The organism is Pedobacter nutrimenti (assembly GCF_032678445.1).
Lineage (GTDB): Bacteria > Bacteroidota > Bacteroidia > Sphingobacteriales > Sphingobacteriaceae > Pedobacter > Pedobacter nutrimenti_A.
The window spans coordinates 127,969-150,855 of the sequence record NZ_JAVTSQ010000003.1 but is presented as its reverse complement, the minus strand read 5'-3'; the positions used below and the strand labels follow the sequence as shown (position 1 = coordinate 150,855).

The following is a 22,887-nucleotide window of genomic DNA, read 5'->3' as shown; positions in this document are numbered from 1 at the left end:
ATGAAAGATTTTAATAAAACTATAAAGTTGCTGATGTTGCTGGGGGGATTTGTATTGCTCATCACTTCTTGCAGAAAAACAGAAGCTACTTTAACACCGAGTACAACGCCAGAGCCCGGATTTAAAATACCGCAGGGAAACCACGATTACGATCAACGAATTGTAAGTTATTATAACCGGTGGGGTACTTATGTGCTGTATAAATTCAGTCAGCAGGATATTGCATGGCAGGTTTCAACAAATGATAAGTTCTACACCACTGTGCCAGCTGATACGCTATACATTAATCAACAACTCGATTTGATTGAAAAGACGTTTTTTAGATACTACGCAGATTCGACTTTAAAAAAGTACCTACCTACAAAGTTTTTCTTGTGTAGTTCATTGGCCTCTAACAATACTCAAAGAAATGCCTACCTGATACCCTTTTCCAATGGTAATTTTGGTGGCATTGGAAGTTTTGCTGTCAATGGAGGAAACAGCGCAGTGTCAACCATCAATCCAGCGGTTTACAGAGGCGATGTGAACTTCAGTTTTTTAAAGATGATGGACTTGCAGTTCAAAATGTTGGAATCTAATGTTTTTATTGGGCTAAGTGATTATACAACAGCAATTACCGGGACACAAGCTGATCGCTATATAAGAGGATTTTTGGGTGTAACCAGTGCAGTCCCTGCTCCATCACAAGATTGGCAATCTTATATACAGGCCATTGTTTCAAATTCCTATGCCTTTTTAACAGACCCCAATACCACAGCGACAGATGCGACCAATAGAGGGATCTTGAGCCCTGTGAAAGATGTAAATGGATTGGTTAATAGAAAATATAATGCGATAATAGCTTTTTATAAAACTCAATATCATATTGATTTGCAAGTGATTGGGAATGGCGGATAGGACGTCCAGAGCAATGTAGTTAAAACCTTATAAACCAAGAAAAAATGCGGAAAATCTTCTTTTCCTTAGCCATGCTTTTGTCTACACTTTTAGTACAGGCCCAAACCGGGCTTGTACTAAAAGGTACTATTAAAACGGTAGCGCCCATTACCATTTCTGTAAGAACCTTATCTGGGCAAACCCTTTTTAAGACAAATATTGATAAAAATAAATCAACATTTGAGTTGGGGCCGGTTTCGGTAGTTCCGGATCTGTATGTGCTTTCTATAGGCAAGGCCAAACAGAATACCTTTCTGACGAATAATACAGTTACCATTCATGGTTATTATGATGATATGAATAGCCAGAACAGCAATCTGGAATTTGATGGCCTGGACGAACATTTTAAACTGATGGAATTTGCGCCTAAAACTTCGTGGGACTTTAACCTGAACCCTAACGCTTTTACGGCATTAAATTCTAAGGAACTCACTGCCCTGGCTTATCTTTTCCATTCGGATAAATACGATTTTAATCATAATTTCTTGCTGAAAATTCCGATAAATGAACGTCAAACCGAATCTGCAAAATGGTTAGTAAGAGCCGTAGATAGTTTAAAGCAATACAGCGCTGGGATATCTGCTCCTGATTTTTCATTGCCAGATGAGAATAATAAGTTGGTTTCTTTAAAAGATTTTAGGGGCAAAATTATAGTGCTCGATTTTTGGGCTTCCTGGTGTGGCCCATGCAGAAGAGAGATGGAAAAGTTCAAGACTTTTTATAAAGAGTTTGAGCCAGATGTTCAGTTCATCAGTATTTCGATGGATGATGACCATGTGAAATATCAGCAGGGATTGAAAGAAATGAATATTCCATGGGTAAAACTCTGGGATAAAACTGGGTTTTCTGATATTGAAGCCAATGAATCTGGGTTTTTTAATTCAAAAATCAGGACAGAATATGGTTTTAAGCAAATTCCTTTTTGTGTCATTATAGGTAAAGATGGTACGGTACTGAAAAGGGATATAGGCAATGGGGAAGACCTTAAAAAGGCTTTGATTGAAATAACAAAAGGAAGTTAACATGAACATACAAATAAACGTGAAATTGATATACAAATCTTTGATATTCCTGATTTGTTGGCTTTTTACCAGTACTGCATTTGCACAGGATGTTGCCACTTTACCCTATAAGGTAGTTGCCAACAAGATGATCATAGAAATACGTCTGAATGGGAAACTCGTTCCCATGATTTTTGATACAGGTGGTAAAAATGTTATCAGCTCTGCTTTAAATGCTGAATTTGGGGCTGCTGTGATTGACTCAAAAGAAATTGTAGATGCCAACAGCAGTAGAAAACATGTAGATATTGTGAAGCTGAACCAGGTGGAAATACCGGATAAGAAAGCAACATTCAAAGATGTCCCATTTGCTGTTGTGGATAATGAACTATTTACCTGCCTGGGTGTTGGCGGACTTATCGGAAGTGACCTTTGGCAGAACAATACCATTGAAATTAACGATCAAACCAAAGAAATCAAAATCAGGACAGGTGGAATGACGGTTTTACCAGGCGATAAGCAAGCGATTCCATTTACTGCCAGTGCTCATGGGGACCCTGTTTTTATGTTAAACGTGGGGAAATATGACCAGGAAAGGGTACTCTTTGATTCGGGTGCTGACTGCTTTTTATCGATTAAGGCTTCGGATTATCCACAGTTGGAACAGCAGGGAGCACTTTATAAGATCAGACAAGGAATAGGAGGTGGTTCGTTGGGAGTTGTAGGCAGGGTCGCAGCTGGCAATCGGATTTTGCTGGAAGTTCCGGAACTGATTATAGGAGGAGCCAGTTTTACCAGGTTCAGGTCTAGTGCAGGTAATGCATCCGAAAGCTTATTAGGATACAGGGTATTGCATTATGGAAAGGTGACTATAGATTATGTCAATAAGCTGTTTCGCTTTGAGCCTTTTAAGCCTGGAAAAATAGAGGTAGAGGCAGATTTAAAAAAGAACTGGGATCTGGAAGTACGTGAAGAGGGGAAACAATTAACTATTGGTACGGTATGGGAACAGATGGAAGGAGAGGTGGAAGTAGGTGATGTAGTAACTCATATCGATGGGAAAGAGATCAAATCTACAAGCTTTTGTGAAAATCTGATTATCGGTATACCGGTTTTAGAAGAAAAAGACCAGGTTATACTCACTGTAAAAACGAAACAGGGTATAAAAAACATTACCATCAATAAAAGTTAAAATAAGAAGAATATCATCAGATATGAAATTAATGTATAGAATGTTGATCATTTTCAGTTGCTGGATTTCTGCCAGTTCGCTATATGCGCAGGAAGTAACTATTCTGCCTTATAAGGTCATTTCCAATAAGATGATTGTAGAAATGCGCATGAATGGAAAACCGGTTTCTATGATTTTTGATACAGGTGGTAAAAATTCCATTAGCACCAAGTTAAAAAAGGAGCTTGGGCTTTCTGTTATGAGTTCACAACAACTTACAGATGCAAACAGCAATAAGATGCAATCAGATATTGTCAATCTGGATAAGATAGAAACACCAGATGGTAAAGCCACATTCAATGGTGTTCCTTTTTATGTTTTTGACTACGAGTTATTCGCTTGTTTGGGTGTAGAAGGTTTTATTGGCAGTGACCTTTTTCAGAACAATACCGTTGAAATTGATGACCAGGCTAAAGAGATTAGGATTAGGGTAGGTGGAATGCCGGCTTTAGCGAGCGACAGACGGTCCATCCCCTTTGCTGATGATGCCAGTGGAATGCCAGTTATCTCGCTGAACATGGGAAAATACGATGAAGCAAAGGTGCTTTTTGATAGCGGTTCTGATGGTTTTTTAACGCTTAGACATGATGAATACCTACGGTTGCAACAGCAGGATGCGCTCCATGTAATCCGTGAAGGAGAAGGAGGTGGTTCAATAGGTGCAGCAGGCCGGGGAGATATGGGGAAACGGATTTTGGTAGAAGTGCCGGAGATGATTGTTGGCCAGGCTAGTTTTGTAAATTTTAGGGCAGGGGTAGGCAATCCGCCTAGAACTTTATTTGGTTACAAATCATTACAATATGGAAAGGTAACCATTGATTATGTCAATAAACTGTTCCGTTTTGAAGTACTTAAACCTGGGCAAATAGCTGTGGATTTAAAAAAGAGTTGGGACCTGGAAATGCGCGTAGATGGTAATCAAATGGTGATTGCTACCGTTTGGGATAAATTGAAAGGACAAGCAGAAGTAGGCGATGTGGTTACCCATATCAATGGAAAAGAAATAAAGCCGATGAGCTTTTGTGAAAGTATTACCACCGGTTTACCGGTTTTGAAAGAAAATAACCAGGTGATCCTGACGGTGAAAACAAAGCAGGGCACAAAAAATATCACTATTAATAAAAGTTAAAAACCGAAAATAAGAACATGAAAAGACGAACCTTATTACTTGTGCTGTTATTACAAATTGTTGTTCTGGCAGGTAAAGCCCAATTGGTACAGAAAAAATCTAAAGAAAAGATCGCCGATTGGTATAACCTTTCTTTCGATAAAGATGGTGTTTATGGTGCTGAAGTGAACAAAGCCTACGAATTCCTGAAAGGAAAGTCCGTGAAAAAGAAACCCATTGTAGCCATTATAGGTTTTGGTATGGATGCAGAGCATGAAGACCTGAAAAACACGCAATGGACCAATGTGAACGAAAAGCCGGATGATGGAATTGATAACGATAAGGATGGGTGGATAGATGACATTCATGGCTGGAATTTCCTGGGCAATGGGAAGGGCGAAATGATAGAAAAGACCAATAAGGAAGGCGATCGGGAATATTTTCGTCTAAGAGGGCTTTATGAAGGGATATTTTTTAACGGGACAGATTATGTAAAGTTTGATGACTTATTGCAGAAGCCGGTTATAGTTCCTGTGCCAGCAAACGTGGCGGAGTATAGATATTTTCGGTATAGGCTTCAAAGAGAATCCCAAATTGTTCGTGCTTCTATTTCCTACAATATTTTTAAATTTCAGAAGTATTACCTGAACAATGATTTTGAGTCTGATGTAAAAAAAATGTATCCGGACCTTTCTAAAGTTGGTCAGCAAGAGTTTATCAAAGCAACTAACTATTTGGACCATCAGGGAAGTCATGTAGATTCCTTAAAGCTGATAGCGAGGTATGGTTTCCTGATAACTATGGGAGCTAACAATGGTGCTAACCATAGAGCTAAACGGGATTCTGTAACTTATATAGCCATGAAGGATCTTACATTGAATTTTAAAAGACCTAAAGAAGACTATGAAAGATTGCTGGCTAATAACGTTGATGCCAGGAAAATTACAGGCGATGACTTCACTAATCTCGGCCAGAAAAATTATGGTAATAACAATCTATACAGTAACGGTTCATTTTATGGAACCATGTTCTCAGGAATCATAGCAGCAGACCGAGACAACAACATCGGGATTAAGGGCATTATGCCACAAGCCCAACTGATGTCCCTGCGTGCTTATCCAAAAGAAGGTGAACCTTACTATAAAGACATTGCACTGGCCATCCGTTTCGCGGTAGATCATAAGGCAGATGTGATCCTGTTGGGTTCATCAAATACCATATGTCCTGCATACGAGGCCAAATGGGTAAATGATGCCTTGTTGTATGCAGAACAGAAAGGTACCTTGGTGGTATCCAGTGTCTGGGACCTTTCTTCCGATCTTTCCAAAAGAAGCTTTTATCCGAACCAGTACATCAATGGTAAGGAGCTAAATAATTTTATTCAGGTGGCCGCCTCCGATAGCTTAGGCATGCCGCTGAAATCCACCAATTTTGGAGCTAAGGAATTGAACCTGTTTGCTCCGGGAGTAAATGTCAGTACCACTTATATGGGAACAACCTACCGTCAGGCCAGTGGTTCTGGGATAGCAGCAGCTAGTGTGGCAGGTACGGCAGCTTTAATCAAGGCGTATTATCCTCAGCTTACTGGCGCCCAATTGAGAAAACTGATTTTGGAGAATGTTACAGACCGTAAAGATGTTGAAGTAGAAAAGCAGGTCGGTACGAAAATAGACATGTACCTATTTAAGCAATTGTGCAGTACAGGCGGTATATTGAATGCGTATAAAGCTGTTGTTGCAGCAGACAAATTGGGTAAAACTAAATAGTAGACCATTTTTTAAAAAAGCGATTATGAGAAGGATGAAATTTGTACAACGTTTGTGTTTTTATATGCTTACTGTTTCAGTATGTTTTAGTGCTGCGGCACAAAATACTGTTGTAAATGAAGTATTACCTTATAAGGATGTAGAAGGCTATATTATTATAAAGGCAAATGTTGGAGGAACTGAAGGTGATTTCCTATTGGATTCAAGGGGAAAGGTTGCGGTAACGGAACAAGCTGCTGCTGTACGTGGTATGAAATCAGATAAGAAAGCAAATAACTACCCAAGGGAGGGGTTTCAGGTCCTTGGTAATGCACTGGCTATTGGTTTTTTTGTGGGCAATACGGTTTACCAGAAAGATATACAAACTCGTATACTAAAAGAAAATGCATTATTGACCAGATTAAAGGTAGATGGTGTAATTAATTTCAGTGCATTTGCCAATGCTGTAGTGACTATTAACAGTAAAGCTAAAACGATTACCCTCTCCACACCATATAAACCCGCTTATATGAAGCTGGTGAACCGTGATGATGCAGAATTATCATTTAATGATGGGCTAATGATTCAAACCACCATCAATGGTAAACCTGTGAAAGCAGTTGTAGATTTCTACGAAGACCGGCCCCTTGTACTTTCTGTAAATGATGCTAAGCTAATTAATCCTGGTAATGGGGCATCTGCAACAGTGAAAGTAGCAGGTGTATCTCTTAATAACGTAAAGGTTGCAAAAGGCAATGCTACCTATACTATTATTGGAAAATCAATCTTAAATAAAGGGGTAATTTCTTTCGATATTGGGCGTAACAAATATTATTTCCAATCTTTTAATCAGGTAGAAGAAACTTCGCCCCCTGTTGTAAATAAGGAAATTGTTACGTTTATTCCTGGAAAGGTAAACCCCATAGACCGTACTTATTTCCTGAAGAATGTTTACGACTATAAGACCAATAAAGAATGGAAAACAATAGGAGATAAACCTGTGGTGATTGATTTCTGGGCAACTTGGTGCGGTCCATGCATGAAAATGATGCCTGTTATGGAAGAACTTGCAGCCAAGTATAAGGACAGGATAAATTTCTATAAAGTGAACGTAGATAAAGAGGGGGAATTGAGACAAGTTTTTGAGGCCAATGCTATACCGCTGGTAATTTTCGGTTCTTTAAATAATGGTTCTACCAAAGAGATCGGAGCCGACACCAAAGAAAAAGTAGAGGCCCGGATATTAGAACTGCTAAAATAATAAGCTAATCATTCAAATGAAATTATATAAAATTTCTTTCATCCTGATGTTTCATGGCATGTGGATGTTATCCTCTGCCAATGGGCAGGTGACATTATTGGCTAATGGTCACGATTTTGAGCAATTGCCTCAGCATGCGCTTATTGCCAAAACCGTTGCAAGTATGGTAGCCAATTATCACTATAAAAAAACTAAAATAGATGATTCTTTGTCGACACGGATATTTAACGATTATTTGGAGAGACTGGATAAAGCACATACGCTATTCCTGGCTTCAGATGTGAAGGGTTTTGAAAAATACCGCTTTCAAATGGACGATGCCTTGCTATCAGGTGATCTCTCCGCTGCTTTTGAAATCTACCGTATTTATACAGATAGAATGAACGAAAGGGTTGATTATAGTTTAGAGGTGCTTAAAATGCCCTTGAATTTATCCTCTTCAGATGTTTTTGATTTTACACGCACACAATTACCCTGGTTTAGTTCTGTTGGCCAGGAACAACAATATTGGAATGAATGGGTCCGTTATGAGCTGATCTTGCTTAAGGCAAATCAAAAAACCGAAAAAGCAGCACAGGATATATTGACCAAAAGGTATGAAAAATTAAAGGAAAGATTGGGAAAATTGAAAAGCGAAAATGCTTTTGAGGAGTTTATGAATGCCTTTGTTGGAACCATAGATCCACATACCCTTTATTTATCCCCAAGAAATGCGGATGAGTTCAGTGTCATGATGAACAAATCGCTGGTAGGGGTTGGCCTGGAATTGACCCTTCAGAATGAATACCCAACTATTACAAACGTAATCAAAGGAGGCCCGTCAGAAAAAAGCGATCAAATTGTCGTAAATGACCGTATCCTAGCCATTGCTGAGGGCGAAAATGGTGAATTTGAAGATGTAGTTGGATGGGACCTGAACGAAGTAATACAGAAAGTTCGTGGTGCAGTTGGTTCAACGGTAAGGCTACGGATCTTACCACCAGGAGCAACAATGGGTGTTAAGCCCAAAGAGGTTACATTGGTTCGGGACAAGATCGTGCTGGAAGACCAAAAAGTAAAAAGTGAGGTTAAGATTGTAAAACAGGGCAACAAAGAACGAAAAATTGGAATTATTGCCATTCCGAATTTTTATTTTGATGCCAATGCTTTTAACAAAGGAGATAAAGACTATGCCTCCACCTCACATGATGTTAGAAAGGCTTTGGGAAGTTTTAAAAGCCAAGGAGTGGAAGGTGTAATGATCGATCTACGCAATAATGGGGGAGGTTCTTTAAAAGAGGCGATTGATCTTACAGGGCTATTTATCAATTATGGTCCGGTGGTACAGTTGCGTGATGCACGGAACAAGATAACCGTTAACTCAGATACAGACAGCTTGTTGGTATATGGAGGTCCGCTAACGGTGCTGATTAACCGCCTGAGTGCTTCTTCTTCAGAGATTTTTGCAGCAGCGATGCAGGACTATGGGCGGGCTGTGATTATTGGCGAACAAAGTTTTGGTAAAGGTACAGCTCAAAATACTTATGCGCTGAACCAGATGCTTCAACAACCTGATAAGAATTATGGTCAGTTTAATATGACTTTTGCTAAGTTCTACCGTATAAGTGGAGCAAGCACACAGAATCATGGGGTAACACCCGATGTGAGCTTCCCATCATCTGGTAGTTCCTTTTATGTTGGTGAAAGCACTATGAAAAATGCACTCCCTTATGATGAAATTCCAGCAACTCCTTTTAGCCCGGTTTTCCAATTAAAAGAGATCAATGCGCTGTTGGAAAAGGATCATGAAAAGCGGGTAAAGAATAATCCGCAATTTCAAGTATTACAGCAACAGGTTTCAGAATATAAAAGGTTGAATGAACAGAAATCAGTTGTATTGGATTTGAAGAAAATCACCGATGCAAAAGCTGTAAATTCTACAACTATCTTGAATAAGGATAAAACAGACTATGTTAAGGAGGAAAGCTTGAAAGTTACAGCTGAGCTAGTTAGTGAAATGAGCAATAAGCTAAAATAGATATAAATGAAATTTTTAGTTAACGTGTCCAGGTGATATAATGATAGAAAGGGCAACGCTGGATAGCGACCCTTTTTTTAAAATATATCTCTGGTTTTATACTGTTGGCAACATTTCCAACAGATAGGGTAATGCCGGATTGACATTGTCCTTCTTCCATGTCGCAAACAGCGCGGTTTTTTGAGGAACATTTGTCAATTCAATAAACCTGATGTTGGGATTGTCTGTATGTGCCAGAGAAGTAGGTATGATCGATAGTCCCATTCCATTTTCTACCAGCCTAAAAATGGTAGGTGCATGAATGGAACGGTGAGCAACCTTGGGTACAAAGCCCTGGTCGGCACAGAGATTTAGGATCTGCTGATAATACAACTGGCTTTTATCGTTTGGAAATAAGATGAATGGCTCCTGAGCCAGCTGCGCAATATTTTCAAACTTTTTGCTGGTCATGGGATGGGCAGCAGGCAATACCAAAGAAAACGTTTCCACATAGACTCGTTTATTGATAAAACCTTCTGGTAAATGATTACTCCTCATGAAACCAATATCCAGCAATTCATTTTGCAAATGCATGAACTGATCAGCATTGCTCAGCTCATCAAGCTGGAACTTGATATTCGGGCAGTCGCTGTTGAAGAGCTTAAGCACATCAGGCAGTACAGACTCCATGGCCGAGGCAACAAAGCCTATTCTGATCTGTCCTGTATTGCCCATCTTTAGCAATTTTATGTTTGTCACTGCAGTTTCTATCTTGTTCAGAATTTGCTGTACATCTTTATAAAATAAACTGCCTGCATCGGTAAGATATACCTTCTTGTTTGTCCTGTCAAACAATTGAACTTTCAGAATTCCTTCTAATTGTTTGATCTGCTGGCTTAATGCAGATTGCGATATAAAAAGCAGTTCAGAGGCCTCCCGGTAATGTAATTTCTCTGCCAGAACTTTAAAATAAGTGAGATGCCTCAATTCAATTTGATTAGTGATACTTATCATTACTTAATTAATATGAATTGTCAGTAATGATAAATGTAGAGATATTTGACAACAAACTAAATATAAACATGATTAAAAAAGTACTTACACTCGGACTTGGAAAAGTAGGCACACTGGTTGGTTCACTCTTGAGCAAGCAATTTGAGGTAACGGGTATGGATAAACAAGCACCACATTATTCATTTGATCTTCCATTTAAAGTGGTAACAGGTGATGTAACAGACATCCAATTGATGGAAAAGATTATTTCTGAACACGATGCGGTCGTATCTGCGCTGCCTTACTTTTTAAATAAGGCGATTGCAACCATTGCCCATAAACAGGGAAAGCATTATTTTGACCTGACAGAAGATGTGGAGACAACCAATTATATTATTGGCTTAAGTGAAACGGCGACTTCTGTAATGGCGCCGCAATGCGGGCTGGCTCCAGGTATTATTGGCATCATAGGCGCGCATTTAGCCAAAGACTTTGAAAAATTACGTTCTATAGAAATGCGGGTAGGGGCGCTGCCTAAATACCCTAATGGAGAAATGGGTTATTCTTTTACCTGGTCTGCAGCAGGAGTAGTCAATGAATATATAAACGATGCCGAAGCCATTCATAATGGCCGGCGTAAACAGGTTATTTCCCTGCAGGGAAAAGAAGCCATCAATATAGATGGGGCTAGCTACGAAGCCTTTTATACTTCAGGTGGACTAGGCACCATGTGTGAAACTTACGAAGGAAAAGTAGATAAGTTAGACTACAAAACAATTCGTTATCCCGGACATTGTGATTTAATGAACTTTCTGATTCACGAATTGCATATGAAAGACAATAAACAGCAATTGGAAGATATTCTTAAAAATGCAAAACCGGAAGTTCAGGAAGATGTGGTACTGATTTATGCTGTAGCCGAAGGATGGAAAGATGGTCAAATGAAAAGGAATGAATATTGTAAATCATGCGCTCCGATGGTTATTGACGGACAGCACTGGAGAGCGATTTCCTGGACAACAGCAGCTAGTTTAGTTGCAGTAGTAGAAATGGTTGCAGCAGGGGCATTACCTTCTAAAGGATTTATCAAACAGGAAGAAATCTCTTTTGATGCATTGCTTGCTACCCAAACCGGCAGTTTTTTTAAATAAAGAATATGAATTTTAATAAAAATAAACCCTTAGACGTTTTTTTGAATATACTTTTTGAACGGTACCGGGACCAGGTGCCGGCTGTAAAGAAGATCACAAATGCACTCGTTGAAAGGGGAGTGATCGCGTCACAAAATGAGATCATCAACGATCATATAGCCTTCAGAACAATGGGTGTCCCGAATTTAGGGATAACCTCCTTTGAAAAGATATTCCTGCACCATGGTTATCAAAAAAGGGACTATTACCATTTTGAAAGTAAAAAATTGAACGCCTACTGGTATTCACCGCCTTCTGCTGAATATCCAAGGATTTTCATGAGCGAACTGATCGTAGACCAGCTCTCCGATCGTGCCCAAAGCATCATTCAGCGCTACACAAAACATATCGGGAAAGATCCTGTTGATCTTCTGGATCTTGGTGACGGAAAGGCTATTGGAGAATTTTTTCACCAATCTCTATGGGAACTCCCTAATAAAAAAGATTACCAGGATTTATTGGAAGAAAGTGAATATGCTGCATGGGTCATCTTTAATCGTTATTACTTAAATCACTATACGATTAGTGTTCACGACCTGAAGGAGGGGTATAATACACTGGAAAGCTTTAACGAGTTTGTAGAATCATTGGGATTGAAGTTGAATGCTGAAGGTGGAAAGATTAAAGTAAGTCCGGATGGCTTATTGCGCCAGAGCAGCACAGTTGCTCAAATGCATCTGGCAGGTTTTTCTGATGGAGAAACCATGCCAATAGCAGGGAGCTATGTGGAATTTTCTGAACGTTTGGTACTGCCGGAATTCAGAGACTTACCCGCCCTGTCCATTAAGCCCGAACACCGCAGAGAGGGCTTTGAAACAGGCAATGCAGATAAAATTTTTGAAAGTACATATATCAGGCAAACGGAATCCTGATCAAACAAAACGAAATGAAGATGAATCAAATTTTAAAAAGATTAGGGATTGACGAAGTCAATCAGGGAACCTCTACAGGTTCTTCCTGGCTAAGCACTGATGGTAAACAAATCAGTTCATTTTCTCCGGTTGACGGGACTTTGATTGCAGAAGTTCAAAGTACCGATGCAGCCAATTACGAAATTGTGTTAAAAAAGGCACAGGAGGCATCTTTATTCTGGAGAAATATCCCAGGACCAAAACGTGGCGATATCGTACGTCAATTTGGAGATGCGCTCCGCGAACATAAGGAAGACCTGGGAACCTTGGTTTCTTATGAAATGGGTAAAAGTTTGCAGGAAGGTTTAGGTGAGGTTCAGGAAATGATCGATATATGTGATTTTGCTGTTGGACTTTCCCGCCAGCTTTACGGATTAACCATGCATTCGGAAAGGCCAAATCATAGAATGTATGAGCAGTGGCATCCTCTGGGTATTGTAGGTATCATTTCTGCTTTTAACTTCCCTGTTGCAGTTTGGGCATGGAATACTGCCCTGGCCTGGGTTTGTGGAAATGTATGTGTTTGGAAGCCCTCTTCTAAAACGCCACTCTGCGCCATTGCATGTCAGCAAATTATAGCCAGAGTTCTTAAATTGAACGATATGCCTGAAGGGATAAGCAATTTGCTGATTGGCAATGCGGCAGGCGACATGATCAATAATGATAAACGTATTCCACTTGTTTCCTTTACCGGATCTACAAAGATCGGAAGAATTGTTTCTTCAGCAGTTGCTTCAAGGTTTGGACGTAGTATTCTGGAGTTGGGTGGAAATAATGCAATTATTGTTTCTAAAGATGCAGATTTGGAAATGTCTGTTATCGGGGCGGTATTTGGAGCAGTTGGTACTGCTGGACAGCGCTGCACCTCTACCCGAAGACTAATTATCCATGAAGATATTTATGAAACATTGAAGGCTAAACTGGTAAAGGCTTATGCCCAGCTTCGCATAGGTGATCCCTTAGATCAGCATAATCATGTGGGGCCACTTATAGATAAACAGGCCGTTGAGATGTACAACAACGCAATTGCGAAGGGAAAAGAAGAGGGTGCCGTTTTTATTGTAGAGGGTGGGGTATTGGATGGTGATGAATTTATCTCCGGCTGTTATGTTAAACCATGCATTGCTGAGGTTAAAAATGATTATGAAATTGTACAAGATGAAACATTTGCTCCGATACTTTATCTGATCAAATATAAAACCCTGGAAGAGGCCATCGCTTTGCAAAATGGTGTTCCTCAGGGCTTGTCGTCGGCAATTATGACCCTGAATTTACGTGAAGCAGAACAATTCTTATCAGCAAATGGCTCTGATTGCGGGATTGCCAATGTAAATATCGGTACATCAGGCGCGGAAATTGGTGGCGCATTTGGAGGGGAAAAAGAAACAGGAGGAGGAAGAGAAAGTGGTTCAGATGCCTGGAAAGCTTATATGCGCAGACAAACAAATACCATCAACTATTCAAATACACTGCCCCTGGCCCAGGGTATAAAATTTGACTTTTAACATTTGGTCCGGAAACAGGACATTCCTTGGCCGTAAGCAAAATAAAAAGTTTACGGCCAGGGCTGTTTAAAAGTTTTTTTTATAAATTGAAGGCAAAACGCCAGTGATGCATTCAATTCTACCTTTTTTACTAGCCATGATCATGGTCATCGTACTGTTGAACATGTGGGCTGCCAAACTCAAAATTGCCTATCCCATTCTATTGGTTGTTGGAGGGCTGTTGATCAGTTTTATACCTGGATTGCCCGTGGTAAAGATTCATCCTGATCTGATTTTCTTTATTTTTCTTCCACCCATGCTTTTTGAGGCTGCCTGGTCTATCTCTTTTAAAGAGATGAAAAAATGGTGGCGTATCATTGGTAGTTTCGCTTTCCTTGTCGTTTTTTTTACAGCATTATCTGTGGCCCTGGTTACCAATTATCTGCTCCCGGGTTTTACCATTGGCCTTGGATTTTTATTGGGCGGTATTGTATCTCCACCCGATGCAGTAAGTACTGGGGCTATTACGAAATTTGTTAAACTACCAACGTCCACTTCGGCTATTTTGGAGGGTGAAAGTTTGTTAAATGATGCGTCCTCTCTGATTATCTTCCGTTTTGCGTTGGTGGCCGTTGGCACTGGTCAGTTTATCTGGCAGGATGCAGCGCTGAGTTTTGTGTGGATGATTGTTGGTGGCGCGGGTATCGGTTTGTTGTTGGGCTGGATATTTGTCCAGGCACATAAATATTTGCCAACAGATGCACCTTCAGATATAGCACTTATGCTCATTGAACCTTATTTTATGTACTGGATAGCCGAGCAGGTACATAGTTCTGGCGTACTTGCAGTGGTAAGCGGGGGGTTATTTATGTCTGCGAGAAGGCTGATTTTTTTGAGCAGCACGAGCCGCATAAGGGCATTTAGTGTATGGGAAAGTTTTATATTTATCTTGAATGGCATTGTTTTTATGATTATCGGCCTTGAGCTTCCAGAAATTATAGGAGGATTGCGCTCAAAAGGGATTCCTCTGAATACGGCTATTGGCTATGGTGTGCTGGTTACAGGGATTTTAATTGCAGCCCGTATCATCAGTTCCTATGCCGCTATGGCAGCCACGCTAATCTTCCGCCCGAGTGTAGCACCTGCTGTATCTTCCAATAGAATGCGCTGGACTATTCCGTTGTTTCTTGGCTGGACAGGGATGCGTGGCGTGGTATCTTTGGCTGCTGCGTTATCCATACCTGTAGCATTTGACAATGGGATTGCTTTTCCGAACCGGGATTTAATACTGTTTATTACTTTTGTTGTTATATTACTTACACTCGTAGTACAAGGGCTTACACTTCCTTATTTTATCAATCGTATGGGGCTCTCAGGTCAAATATTTAATGAGGAGGCTGAAGAATCGGCTAAGCAAAAAATGAAACATGGACTAAAGGAACATGTCTATAAATTTCTTAAAAACAAGTATGATAATGAGTTGAATGGGCATGCTGGTATGGAGAAATTCTTAAAGCATTGGGAAGAAAAATCAAAAGCTACGGATGACAGCTGGATGAATGAGAAAACAAAGGTCATCTTTGTTGAACTGCTCGAAAGTCAAAGGCAATATCTTACAGAGCTCAATAAGAATTCTTCTATTAACGAAGAACTTATCCAGCAGCAATTGTACCAGATCGATCTTGAGGAGGAACGACTGAGAGTTATTTAGAAAATAGGCACCAGTCCTTTTATAAAAAATATGAATATAAAATTGCGCAATTAAATACTTGCACATATATTTGCAAGTGAATGCTTGCGTAATATATTTAATTTAAATTTATAAAGATGAAAAGGACAATTGTATACTCTGTTATTGCACTGCTGATATTATCGTCTTGCAATAATGCAAACCAATCAAAAGACAGCACCAATCAAGTTAAGGGAAGTCTGAATGACAGTTTGATTCCGAAAAAAGGTTATTCAGAAGTCAATGGAATTAAAATGTACTATGAAATTTATGGACAGGGGAAACCTCTTGTTTTGCTTCATGGTGGCGGCTCTACTATCCAAACCACCTTTGGCAGAGTTATACCAATGCTTGCTAAACATAGACAAGTGATCGCGGTAGAGCTGCAAGCACACGGAAGAACCAGTGACAGAGATAAAGAAGTATCATTTGAGCAGGATGCAGATGATGTTGCTGTACTTTTACAGCATTTGAATATTGATAAAACAGATTTTTTTGGTTTCAGCAATGGAGGGACAACGACTGTTCAGATGGCCATTCGTCATCCTCAAATAGTTGATAAGATGGTTTTAGGTTCTGCGCTTTGCAAACGCAATGGTGTTCCGGTACAATTCTGGGATTTTATGAAAGGGGCGAAGCTGGCCAATATGCCTGAACAATTAAAAGAAGCTTATCTTCAAGTAGCACCAGATCCTAAAGGCTTGCAAATCATGCATGATAAGGATGCGAAAAGGATGTTGAATTTTACAGATATACCAGACCGGCAGATCGAATCCATTAAGGCACCAGCACTAATTATTATAGGAGACAAAGATGTCATAACGCCTGAGCATGCTGTTGAAATGCATAAACAGATGACTAATTCAGAATTGGCTATAATTCCAGGTGTCCACGGCGAGTATATTGGGGAGGTAACCACACTTAAATTGGGTTCTAAAGAGGAGGACTTTGTTATTCCAATGATTGAAAGATTCCTTGATAAATCAGAAAAAGGAAAGCGGGAATGATCTCCGACCATTCCCGCCTAATCTAAATTAACGCTCTCGTATATAAAGACGCTAAAGCAGAAAGAATATTGTGCTGAACGTAAGTTTCTATAAAAATCAATCGTTTTTTGACAGATTTATCCCAGCATGTCCTTCAGAAACAACCTCCTTCTTTAAGTTGATAGGTTCCGCGGTTTCAGTAGATATTTTAACCGTTTCGGTTTTCAAATCGTCACGGACGTCCAAGTTGTTGATGTTTCGGTGAATTTCTCTTTTTACACCTTCAGAGGCGTCTTTAAAATCCCTTATTCCCTGGCCTAGCCCACGTGCCAGCTCGGGTAACTTTTTGCCGCCAAACAGCAGAAGAATAACTGCAAAGATCAGTATGAGCTCGCTTCCTCCGATATTTAAAAATTCTATTAATGTTCCTTGATACATAATGTTTTATAAAAAAAAAATGGTGTGTTTTTCAAAGATAAAATGCGATAAAGACATTTCAGTCTACATTAAAACATTTTAATGTCAATATGATTTTCAAATTAAATTACTTCGCTATAAGCTCAATTTGCCGGCTAAAAGGAGACCAAAGCTATTCTCTATAATAGAATAGAAATAGAATAAACTTATATATTTGCTTAAACGGACGAAATATCATTTAAATCAATAACTATTCCCGATGAAACGTAAACTTTGGCTTAACCTTGTACTCCTGACCTCAATTTCTTTTGCTTCGACAGCACAAACGGTAACACTTGATTACCATTTTAACCATGAAGTAAGAACCAATAAAACAGGACAGAAGGAACGGTTTCATTACATGTGGGAAGATACCGGAAGTACTGGTTTTTCTATATTGGGGAAGGCCTTTACCGGCAATGGTGCAACGTTGAAATCTTTGGATGCCGCGCCAACAGCCGCCAATTTGAAGAATACAGATGTATATATTATTGTTGATCCAGATACTAAAAAAGAGAGCACAAATCCTAATTATATTGAAAAGAAAGACATCCTTGAAATTGCTAAATGGGTGAAATCCGGAGGCGTACTGTTCTTACTTGCCAATGATAGTGCTAATGTAGAATTGCCTCACTTCAATCAGTTAGCAGGGAAATTCGGACTTCATTTTAATGATGATCTTCAAAATCATGTGATTAATGATGATCATTTTGAGGATGGTGCCATAGAAATCAAGAATGACCCAATCTTTAAGACCAGCCGCAAGATCTTTATGAAAGATGTTTGTTCTATTTCGATTACTGGCGCAGCTTATGCAGGATTGAAAAATAAGAACAACGCTGTTATTATGGCCATCACTAAATACGGAAAAGGGACGGTTGTAGCTGTTGGAGATCCGTGGTTGTACAATGAATATACAAATGGAAGGCTGCCATCAGATTTTGAAAATGATAAAGCAGCCCATGATATTGCAAAATGGTTAATGGAGCAGTAATAAAAATATCATTTGATAAAGTTTAACTCGCGAAATTTGGATATTACAATTGTATATCGTAATATTGCGATATACAATTATGGGACTTACAAAATCAGAAATATTCACAGAGGAGCAAAACAGGCTTTCCACTTTACTGAAAGCCATTGCCCATCCAGCAAGGATCGCCATCTTACAGCAGATCATTAAATCTAATGCTTGTATTTGTGGAGATTTGGTGGAAGAATTAGGATTAGCACAAGCCACAATCTCACAGCATTTAAAAGAACTGAAAACAGCAGGTTTAATTCAGGGAACGATTGAAGGCGTATCTGTTTGCTACTGTATCAATCCTATCGTTTGGAAGGATCTGGAAAAACAGCTTTCAGGCTTCTTTGGTACGTATAACTTAAAGGCAGACTGCTGCTAAAAAAATTTGACTAGATATATCGCAATATTGCAATAATACTATAAAAGAAATCTAAAATTATAATCGTCATTAACAGAACTTAAAATCATGGATAAATTAGAAGCAATTAATTGGAAAATCTTTAAAGAAAGATTAGAACAACACCCCGATCTGACCTTGCAATTTCAATACGCAGAAGACAAATGGGTAGATGCCTCCTATCACATCACCGAAATAAAACAAGCTCCGATCGTATCGGTAGACTGTGGTGGTGTTATGAATAGCTGGACCGAGATCATTGTGCAATTGTGGGAGCCGGAAGGGGAGCAGCAAGATAGAGCAATGAAAGTAAGTAAAGCTTTATCTATTGTTAACCTTGTAGAGAAATCACTTCCTTTAAATCCGCTCGGTACGGTTAAAATTGAATTTGGAAATTCTCAATTCGATACCAGGCAAATGTTTCCAAATGACTTTCTGATTTCTGGAGAAAACCTGATTATCGATTTGCGTCCTGATGCCGTTCAGTGTAAAGCTATTGGAAGAGGCGGAAGTTGCGGCACAACGGATACTGGTGAAGAATGCTGTACACCTGCGGTAAAGAAAGAGGCCACGCTGAAACCGAAACTGCAGATGGTAAATCTTGCGAGTACAGATCAAATGTGTGAACCCGGCTCCGGCTGCTGCTAAATTATAAAACAAATGAAACAAGTATTAGTACTCTGCACCGGCAATAGTTGCAGAAGCCAGATTGCAGAAGGTTATTTGAGATTTTTTGCCGGAGATATGGCAAAAATTTATAGTGCGGGTATAGAAACACATGGTGTGAACCCGAGGGCAATTGAGATCATGAAAAGAGACGGAATCGACATCTCCAGTCATACTTCAAACAATGTTAATGAATACACCAATATCGATTTTGATTTTGTGATTACTGTATGTGACAATGCAAAAGAGAGTTGTCCTTATTTCCCGACCAATGCGGTGAAGTTGCATTACAACTTTCCTGATCCTGCCAAAGCAAAAGGCAGTGAAGAAGAAATCATGGAACAGTTTCGCGAAGTCAGGGAAATGATCAGGAAATATGCTCAGAACTTTGTAAATGAAAACTTAAAGCATTAAGATGTCAGCAAATCATTGTGCACCGGCTACTGAACGAAAACGACTTGGTTTTTTAGATCGTTATCTAACGCTGTGGATATTCTTAGCTATGGGGATTGGCGTAGCTACAGGCTATCTTATTCCTTCCTCATCAGGATTTATCAATTCTTTCTCAAGCGGAACAACAAATGTTCCGCTTGCTATTGGCCTGATCCTGATGATGTACCCACCTCTGGCAAAAGTTAAGTATGAACAAATGGGGAAGGTATTTAAGGATGTTAAAGTATTAAGTGTATCACTCGTACTGAACTGGGTAATCGGCCCGTTATTGATGTTTTTCCTTGCGATTATCTTTTTAAGAGACTATCCTGAATATAGGGTTGGCCTCATTCTGATTGGCCTTGCCAGGTGCATTGCAATGGTGGTTGTTTGGAATGAACTTGCCGAGGGGAACCGCGAGTATGCTGCCGGATTAATCGCACTAAATAGTATTTTTCAGGTATTGCTATACAGTGTGTTTGCCTATATCTTCATCACTGTTCTTCCTCCGTATTTTGGCTTTCCAAGCCAGGATGTACATATTACTATTTCAGAAATTGCTAAAAGCGTGGGTATTTATTTGGGAATTCCTTTCGCGATGGGCGTGATCAGTAGATATGCGTTAATCGCACTTAAGGGAGAAAAATGGTTCCAAAACAAATTTATACCACTAATTTCACCAATTACTCTGGTCGCATTGCTCTTTACGATTGTGGTGATGTTCAGCTTAAAAGGCAAACTCATTGTTCAAATTCCTTTGGATGTAGTGAGGATTGCCATTCCTCTGTTGATCTATTTCTCTATTATGTTTGTAGTAAGCTTTTTTGCCGGGCGTTATTTTGGTGCGGATTACTCCAAGTCTGCTTCAATTGCCTTTACCGCTACAGGAAACAACTTTGAATTGGCGATCGCAGTCGCAATTGGTGTATTTGGGATCAATTCAGGACAGGCATTTGCAGGAGTTATTGGCCCTTTGGTAGAAGTGCCTGCCCTTATCGCATTGGTAAATTTGGCATTTTGGTTTAGAAAGAAGTACTTTCCAATCAAATGATAATTTTACCCATCATATTTTAGATCTTGCAAAACAAACTCGTACTTTATGAAGCAGCCATTAATTTGGCTGCTTTTATTGGATAGTAGTTATATAAATGTTATCTTAAATTTATTATGTTTGAGTGTACATTAATTTAAGCAGATAAAATATTGGAATGAAGAGTAAAGTTGTAAATGCGCTGGAAGAAGAACATTTGTTGCTTCAGGAGGCTTCTTTGGGCTGTCGTACTGCGTTTACAACATTGTATACTTTTTATCTTCCTAAATTGTATAAATATATTTTCCCATTTGTCCGGTATTCCAAGGAGGATACAGAAGAGATTCTTCATGATATTTTTATGAAAATATGGGAAAGGAAGGAAGATTTGTCGGCAATAAAATCTTTCAACAGCTATCTGTACAGCATGGCCAGAAACAAGCTGATCAATATTCATGAACACAGTAAGGTTAGGCGAAAAGCTATAGATTATATTTTTCAACACAGTGATGTCGCAGGGAATACTACCGATGAGAACTTCATTTATTCTCAGTATAATGAGGTTATTCAGCGTGCTATAGATACACTGCCACCAAAACGGAAACGTGTATTTGAAATGAGCACTCACGAAGAACTTTCACAGGATGAGATTGCTAAAACGTTGAATATTTCTAAATCTATGGTCAAGAAACAATTGTATGCCGCTACCAGATATGTAAAGGATTACCTTAAAGTACATGCAGACCTCACGGCATTTATTGCCATTTGTTTTTCTATAGGAATGCGGCGTTAAATTTTTTTTTTCATCGGGGGTATCTAATCTTAAACTCTTCCTGTCTCACTATTAAATGGGTTTATTGTCATGAATTTGCAGGAAGTAAAAGAAATATTAGAATTAATGTCATCAGGAAACTGTACGAAGCAACAGGAAGATACTTTCATGGAGTGGCTTAGTGGCGCCGATAAATCTGAATTTCTGACGGTTCTGAACTGGTGGGAGGAAATGCTGGAGCAAAGAAATGACCATGGAAATGCAGATGCCGGATTGATTTCAAGAATAGAGGATGGACTAAATCATATTGAAACACCTGTAATCCCCTTTCAAGTAAAAAAGCAGGAGCCTCAGCGAGGGAATTTTAAGGTGGTATTGGCTATTGCTGCTTCTTTATTTATGGTTTTGTCTGCAGCTTTGTTTTTTTATTATACTAAAAGTAATACTCCCGTTTATAATCAAATAAGTCGGAGTCAAATTTTAAATGATATTAAACCTGGTGGAAATAAGGCTGTATTGACGCTTAGCGATGGAACTAAAGTAGACCTTAATAATGTGCATGCCGGTGGTGTTGTCGCAAATCAATCCGGGATCAGGATTGTTAAGAACAGGGATGGCCAATTGATTTATAATATTATTAGCAATAATGAACCAAATACAGCCGGGTTATACAATACGATACAAACGCCTTTAGGTGGGCAATACCAGGTAAATCTTCCTGATGGAAGCAAGGTGTGGCTGAATGCGGCATCTTCGTTAAGGTATCCGGTGAATTTTGACAGCGACGAGCGGAGAGTAGAATTGAAGGGTGAGGGATATTTCGAGGTTGCTAAGGATAAAGAGAAACCATTTAGGGTGCAGACTAAAAATCAGGTTGTTGAAGTTTTGGGAACCCATTTTAATATCAATAGTTACGAAGAAGAAGATCATACAAAGACCTCCTTGCTCGAAGGAAGTGTACGCATTCGGTCTTTAATTAATAAAAGGACAATCGTTTTAGTTCCAGGACAGCAGGCGCTGCTTAACGATTATACCATAAATGTGAAAGAGGTAGATGTGAATGAAGTTGCCTCATGGAAAGATGGCTATTTTGTCTTTAACAACGAAAGTGCAGCAACAGTGATGCGTAAAATCGCACGTTGGTACAACCTGGAAGTCATTTATGAAAATAACATAGGTAATATAGATTTTGCAGGTTCAGTAGCCCGCTATCAAAACGTTTCTGAAATTATTAAAACACTGGAATTAACCGGTCTGGTGCATTTTAAATTGGAAGGTAGAAAGCTCACCGTAATTGCAAATTAATCTTCCCTATGAAAGACAAATAAAAATAACCAAATCAACAAACCTAAACCAAATCATATGAAGAGATAACGACCCACCACACAATGGTTATCTGGATAAAAAACCGGGAGGTGCTTGGAACCACCTCCCCGGTATGTTTGTCTGGACCTACCAAATGAATTTTCGAAGACCATTTATTGTTAATCCAAACTAAACAAAAGTATGAATAAAAATATTCATTGCCGACCGGCTTAT

The 22,887-nt window shown here is 39.3% G+C and carries 21 protein-coding genes; 19 read left to right on the top strand and 2 right to left on the bottom strand.

The window, feature by feature from the left end:
* From R2S08_RS05775 to R2S08_RS05745, 7 genes are read left to right on the top strand one after another with little or no spacing between them, the layout of a single operon-like run.
* On the top strand, positions 1-897 hold the full coding sequence (locus R2S08_RS05775; protein WP_316834248.1) for a putative zinc-binding metallopeptidase: 897 nt from the start codon (positions 1-3) through the stop codon (positions 895-897).
* A gap of 44 nt (positions 898-941) precedes the next feature.
* The gene (locus R2S08_RS05770) at positions 942-1,958 is read left to right on the top strand and encodes a TlpA disulfide reductase family protein (RefSeq protein WP_316834247.1); all 1,017 of its coding nucleotides are present in this window, start codon (positions 942-944) and stop codon (positions 1,956-1,958) included.
* 1 nt (position 1,959) lies between these two features.
* The gene (locus R2S08_RS05765; RefSeq protein WP_316834246.1) at positions 1,960-3,129 is read left to right on the top strand and encodes an aspartyl protease family protein; all 1,170 of its coding nucleotides are present in this window, start codon (positions 1,960-1,962) and stop codon (positions 3,127-3,129) included.
* 22 nt (positions 3,130-3,151) lie between these two features.
* Positions 3,152-4,297, top strand: coding sequence for a retropepsin-like aspartic protease (locus R2S08_RS05760; RefSeq protein ID WP_316834245.1), 1,146 nt, complete (start codon positions 3,152-3,154; stop codon positions 4,295-4,297).
* 17 nt (positions 4,298-4,314) lie between these two features.
* On the top strand, positions 4,315-6,042 hold the full coding sequence (locus tag R2S08_RS05755) for a S8 family serine peptidase (protein WP_316834244.1): 1,728 nt from the start codon (positions 4,315-4,317) through the stop codon (positions 6,040-6,042).
* A gap of 25 nt (positions 6,043-6,067) precedes the next feature.
* The gene (locus R2S08_RS05750) at positions 6,068-7,282 is read left to right on the top strand and encodes a thioredoxin domain-containing protein (RefSeq protein WP_316834243.1); all 1,215 of its coding nucleotides are present in this window, start codon (positions 6,068-6,070) and stop codon (positions 7,280-7,282) included.
* A gap of 16 nt (positions 7,283-7,298) precedes the next feature.
* Positions 7,299-9,299 (top strand): carboxy terminal-processing peptidase, encoded by a 2,001-nt coding sequence (locus R2S08_RS05745; RefSeq protein WP_316834242.1) that lies wholly within the window; start codon positions 7,299-7,301, stop codon positions 9,297-9,299.
* Between the two features lie 96 nt (positions 9,300-9,395).
* Here the strand turns inward: R2S08_RS05745 and R2S08_RS05740 are convergent, their stop codons facing one another.
* Entirely contained in the window at positions 9,396-10,292 is an 897-nt protein-coding gene (locus R2S08_RS05740) for a LysR family transcriptional regulator (RefSeq protein WP_316834241.1), read from the bottom strand.
* Between the two features lie 68 nt (positions 10,293-10,360).
* Here R2S08_RS05740 and R2S08_RS05735 point away from each other — a divergent pair, with 68 nt between their 5' ends.
* From R2S08_RS05735 to R2S08_RS05715, 5 genes are all read left to right on the top strand, one after another.
* Positions 10,361-11,422, top strand: coding sequence for a saccharopine dehydrogenase C-terminal domain-containing protein (locus R2S08_RS05735; protein ID WP_316834240.1), 1,062 nt, complete (start codon positions 10,361-10,363; stop codon positions 11,420-11,422).
* 5 nt (positions 11,423-11,427) lie between these two features.
* Positions 11,428-12,333: a DUF1338 domain-containing protein gene (locus tag R2S08_RS05730; RefSeq protein ID WP_316834239.1), complete on the top strand. Its 906-nt coding sequence runs from the start codon at positions 11,428-11,430 to the stop codon at positions 12,331-12,333.
* A 14-nt stretch (positions 12,334-12,347) separates the two neighbouring features.
* Positions 12,348-13,877, top strand: a complete 1,530-nt coding sequence (locus tag R2S08_RS05725) for an aldehyde dehydrogenase family protein (RefSeq protein ID WP_316834238.1) — start codon at positions 12,348-12,350, stop codon at positions 13,875-13,877.
* Between the two features lie 106 nt (positions 13,878-13,983).
* Positions 13,984-15,567 carry a Na+/H+ antiporter gene (locus R2S08_RS05720; RefSeq protein ID WP_316834237.1) on the top strand — a complete coding sequence of 528 codons (1,584 nt, stop codon included), beginning with the start codon at positions 13,984-13,986 and terminating at the stop codon, positions 15,565-15,567.
* 116 nt (positions 15,568-15,683) lie between these two features.
* Entirely contained in the window at positions 15,684-16,592 is a 909-nt protein-coding gene (locus R2S08_RS05715; protein ID WP_316834236.1) for an alpha/beta hydrolase, read from the top strand.
* Positions 16,593-16,688: 96 nt separating this feature from the next.
* On the opposite strand, the gene R2S08_RS05710 is transcribed toward R2S08_RS05715, so the two are convergent.
* On the bottom strand, positions 16,689-17,009 hold the full coding sequence (locus R2S08_RS05710; protein WP_316834235.1) for a twin-arginine translocase TatA/TatE family subunit: 321 nt from the start codon (positions 17,007-17,009) through the stop codon (positions 16,689-16,691).
* 238 nt (positions 17,010-17,247) lie between these two features.
* On the opposite strand from R2S08_RS05710, the gene R2S08_RS05705 reads away from it, so the two are divergent.
* The 7 genes from R2S08_RS05705 to R2S08_RS05675 all read left to right on the top strand — a co-directional run bounded on the left by R2S08_RS05705 (position 17,248) and on the right by R2S08_RS05675 (position 22,653).
* On the top strand, positions 17,248-18,021 hold the full coding sequence (locus tag R2S08_RS05705) for a hypothetical protein (protein WP_316834234.1): 774 nt from the start codon (positions 17,248-17,250) through the stop codon (positions 18,019-18,021).
* A gap of 79 nt (positions 18,022-18,100) precedes the next feature.
* Positions 18,101-18,430 carry a metalloregulator ArsR/SmtB family transcription factor gene (locus R2S08_RS05700; protein WP_316834233.1) on the top strand — a complete coding sequence of 110 codons (330 nt, stop codon included), beginning with the start codon at positions 18,101-18,103 and terminating at the stop codon, positions 18,428-18,430.
* Between the two features lie 87 nt (positions 18,431-18,517).
* Positions 18,518-19,096 carry a DUF6428 family protein gene (locus R2S08_RS05695; protein WP_133781801.1) on the top strand — a complete coding sequence of 193 codons (579 nt, stop codon included), beginning with the start codon at positions 18,518-18,520 and terminating at the stop codon, positions 19,094-19,096.
* A 12-nt stretch (positions 19,097-19,108) separates the two neighbouring features.
* Entirely contained in the window at positions 19,109-19,528 is a 420-nt protein-coding gene (locus R2S08_RS05690) for an arsenate reductase ArsC (RefSeq protein ID WP_316834232.1), read from the top strand.
* Between the two features lies 1 nt (position 19,529).
* Complete coding sequence (gene arsB / locus R2S08_RS05685) at positions 19,530-20,597, top strand: ACR3 family arsenite efflux transporter (protein WP_316834231.1); 1,068 nt, start codon at positions 19,530-19,532, stop codon at positions 20,595-20,597.
* A 157-nt stretch (positions 20,598-20,754) separates the two neighbouring features.
* Complete coding sequence (locus tag R2S08_RS05680) at positions 20,755-21,369, top strand: RNA polymerase sigma-70 factor (RefSeq protein WP_316834230.1); 615 nt, start codon at positions 20,755-20,757, stop codon at positions 21,367-21,369.
* Between the two features lie 69 nt (positions 21,370-21,438).
* The gene (locus R2S08_RS05675) at positions 21,439-22,653 is read left to right on the top strand and encodes a FecR family protein (RefSeq protein WP_316834229.1); all 1,215 of its coding nucleotides are present in this window, start codon (positions 21,439-21,441) and stop codon (positions 22,651-22,653) included.
* Positions 22,654-22,887 lie beyond the last annotated feature (234 nt).

What these genes read in the sequence shown, in the direction of transcription:
- R2S08_RS05770 (WP_316834247.1), top strand. Translation starts at nt 942, where the DNA reads ATGCGGAAAATCTTCTTTTCCTTAGCCATGCTTTTGTCTACACTTTTA.
- R2S08_RS05710 (WP_316834235.1), bottom strand. Translation starts at nt 17,009, where the DNA reads ATGTATCAAGGAACATTAATAGAATTTTTAAATATCGGAGGAAGCGAG.
- R2S08_RS05680 (WP_316834230.1), top strand. Translation starts at nt 20,755, where the DNA reads ATGAAGAGTAAAGTTGTAAATGCGCTGGAAGAAGAACATTTGTTGCTT.
- R2S08_RS05730 (WP_316834239.1), top strand. Translation starts at nt 11,428, where the DNA reads ATGAATTTTAATAAAAATAAACCCTTAGACGTTTTTTTGAATATACTT.
- R2S08_RS05700 (WP_316834233.1), top strand. Translation starts at nt 18,101, where the DNA reads ATGGGACTTACAAAATCAGAAATATTCACAGAGGAGCAAAACAGGCTT.
- R2S08_RS05755 (WP_316834244.1), top strand. Translation starts at nt 4,315, where the DNA reads ATGAAAAGACGAACCTTATTACTTGTGCTGTTATTACAAATTGTTGTT.
- R2S08_RS05745 (WP_316834242.1), top strand. Translation starts at nt 7,299, where the DNA reads ATGAAATTATATAAAATTTCTTTCATCCTGATGTTTCATGGCATGTGG.
- R2S08_RS05695 (WP_133781801.1), top strand. Translation starts at nt 18,518, where the DNA reads ATGGATAAATTAGAAGCAATTAATTGGAAAATCTTTAAAGAAAGATTA.
- R2S08_RS05725 (WP_316834238.1), top strand. Translation starts at nt 12,348, where the DNA reads ATGAAGATGAATCAAATTTTAAAAAGATTAGGGATTGACGAAGTCAAT.
- R2S08_RS05735 (WP_316834240.1), top strand. Translation starts at nt 10,361, where the DNA reads ATGATTAAAAAAGTACTTACACTCGGACTTGGAAAAGTAGGCACACTG.
- R2S08_RS05750 (WP_316834243.1), top strand. Translation starts at nt 6,068, where the DNA reads ATGAGAAGGATGAAATTTGTACAACGTTTGTGTTTTTATATGCTTACT.
- R2S08_RS05760 (WP_316834245.1), top strand. Translation starts at nt 3,152, where the DNA reads ATGAAATTAATGTATAGAATGTTGATCATTTTCAGTTGCTGGATTTCT.
- R2S08_RS05720 (WP_316834237.1), top strand. Translation starts at nt 13,984, where the DNA reads ATGCATTCAATTCTACCTTTTTTACTAGCCATGATCATGGTCATCGTA.
- R2S08_RS05690 (WP_316834232.1), top strand. Translation starts at nt 19,109, where the DNA reads ATGAAACAAGTATTAGTACTCTGCACCGGCAATAGTTGCAGAAGCCAG.
- R2S08_RS05765 (WP_316834246.1), top strand. Translation starts at nt 1,960, where the DNA reads ATGAACATACAAATAAACGTGAAATTGATATACAAATCTTTGATATTC.
- R2S08_RS05675 (WP_316834229.1), top strand. Translation starts at nt 21,439, where the DNA reads ATGAATTTGCAGGAAGTAAAAGAAATATTAGAATTAATGTCATCAGGA.
- R2S08_RS05705 (WP_316834234.1), top strand. Translation starts at nt 17,248, where the DNA reads ATGAAACGTAAACTTTGGCTTAACCTTGTACTCCTGACCTCAATTTCT.
- R2S08_RS05740 (WP_316834241.1), bottom strand. Translation starts at nt 10,292, where the DNA reads ATGATAAGTATCACTAATCAAATTGAATTGAGGCATCTCACTTATTTT.
- R2S08_RS05775 (WP_316834248.1), top strand. Translation starts at nt 1, where the DNA reads ATGAAAGATTTTAATAAAACTATAAAGTTGCTGATGTTGCTGGGGGGA.
- R2S08_RS05715 (WP_316834236.1), top strand. Translation starts at nt 15,684, where the DNA reads ATGAAAAGGACAATTGTATACTCTGTTATTGCACTGCTGATATTATCG.
- arsB (WP_316834231.1), top strand. Translation starts at nt 19,530, where the DNA reads ATGTCAGCAAATCATTGTGCACCGGCTACTGAACGAAAACGACTTGGT.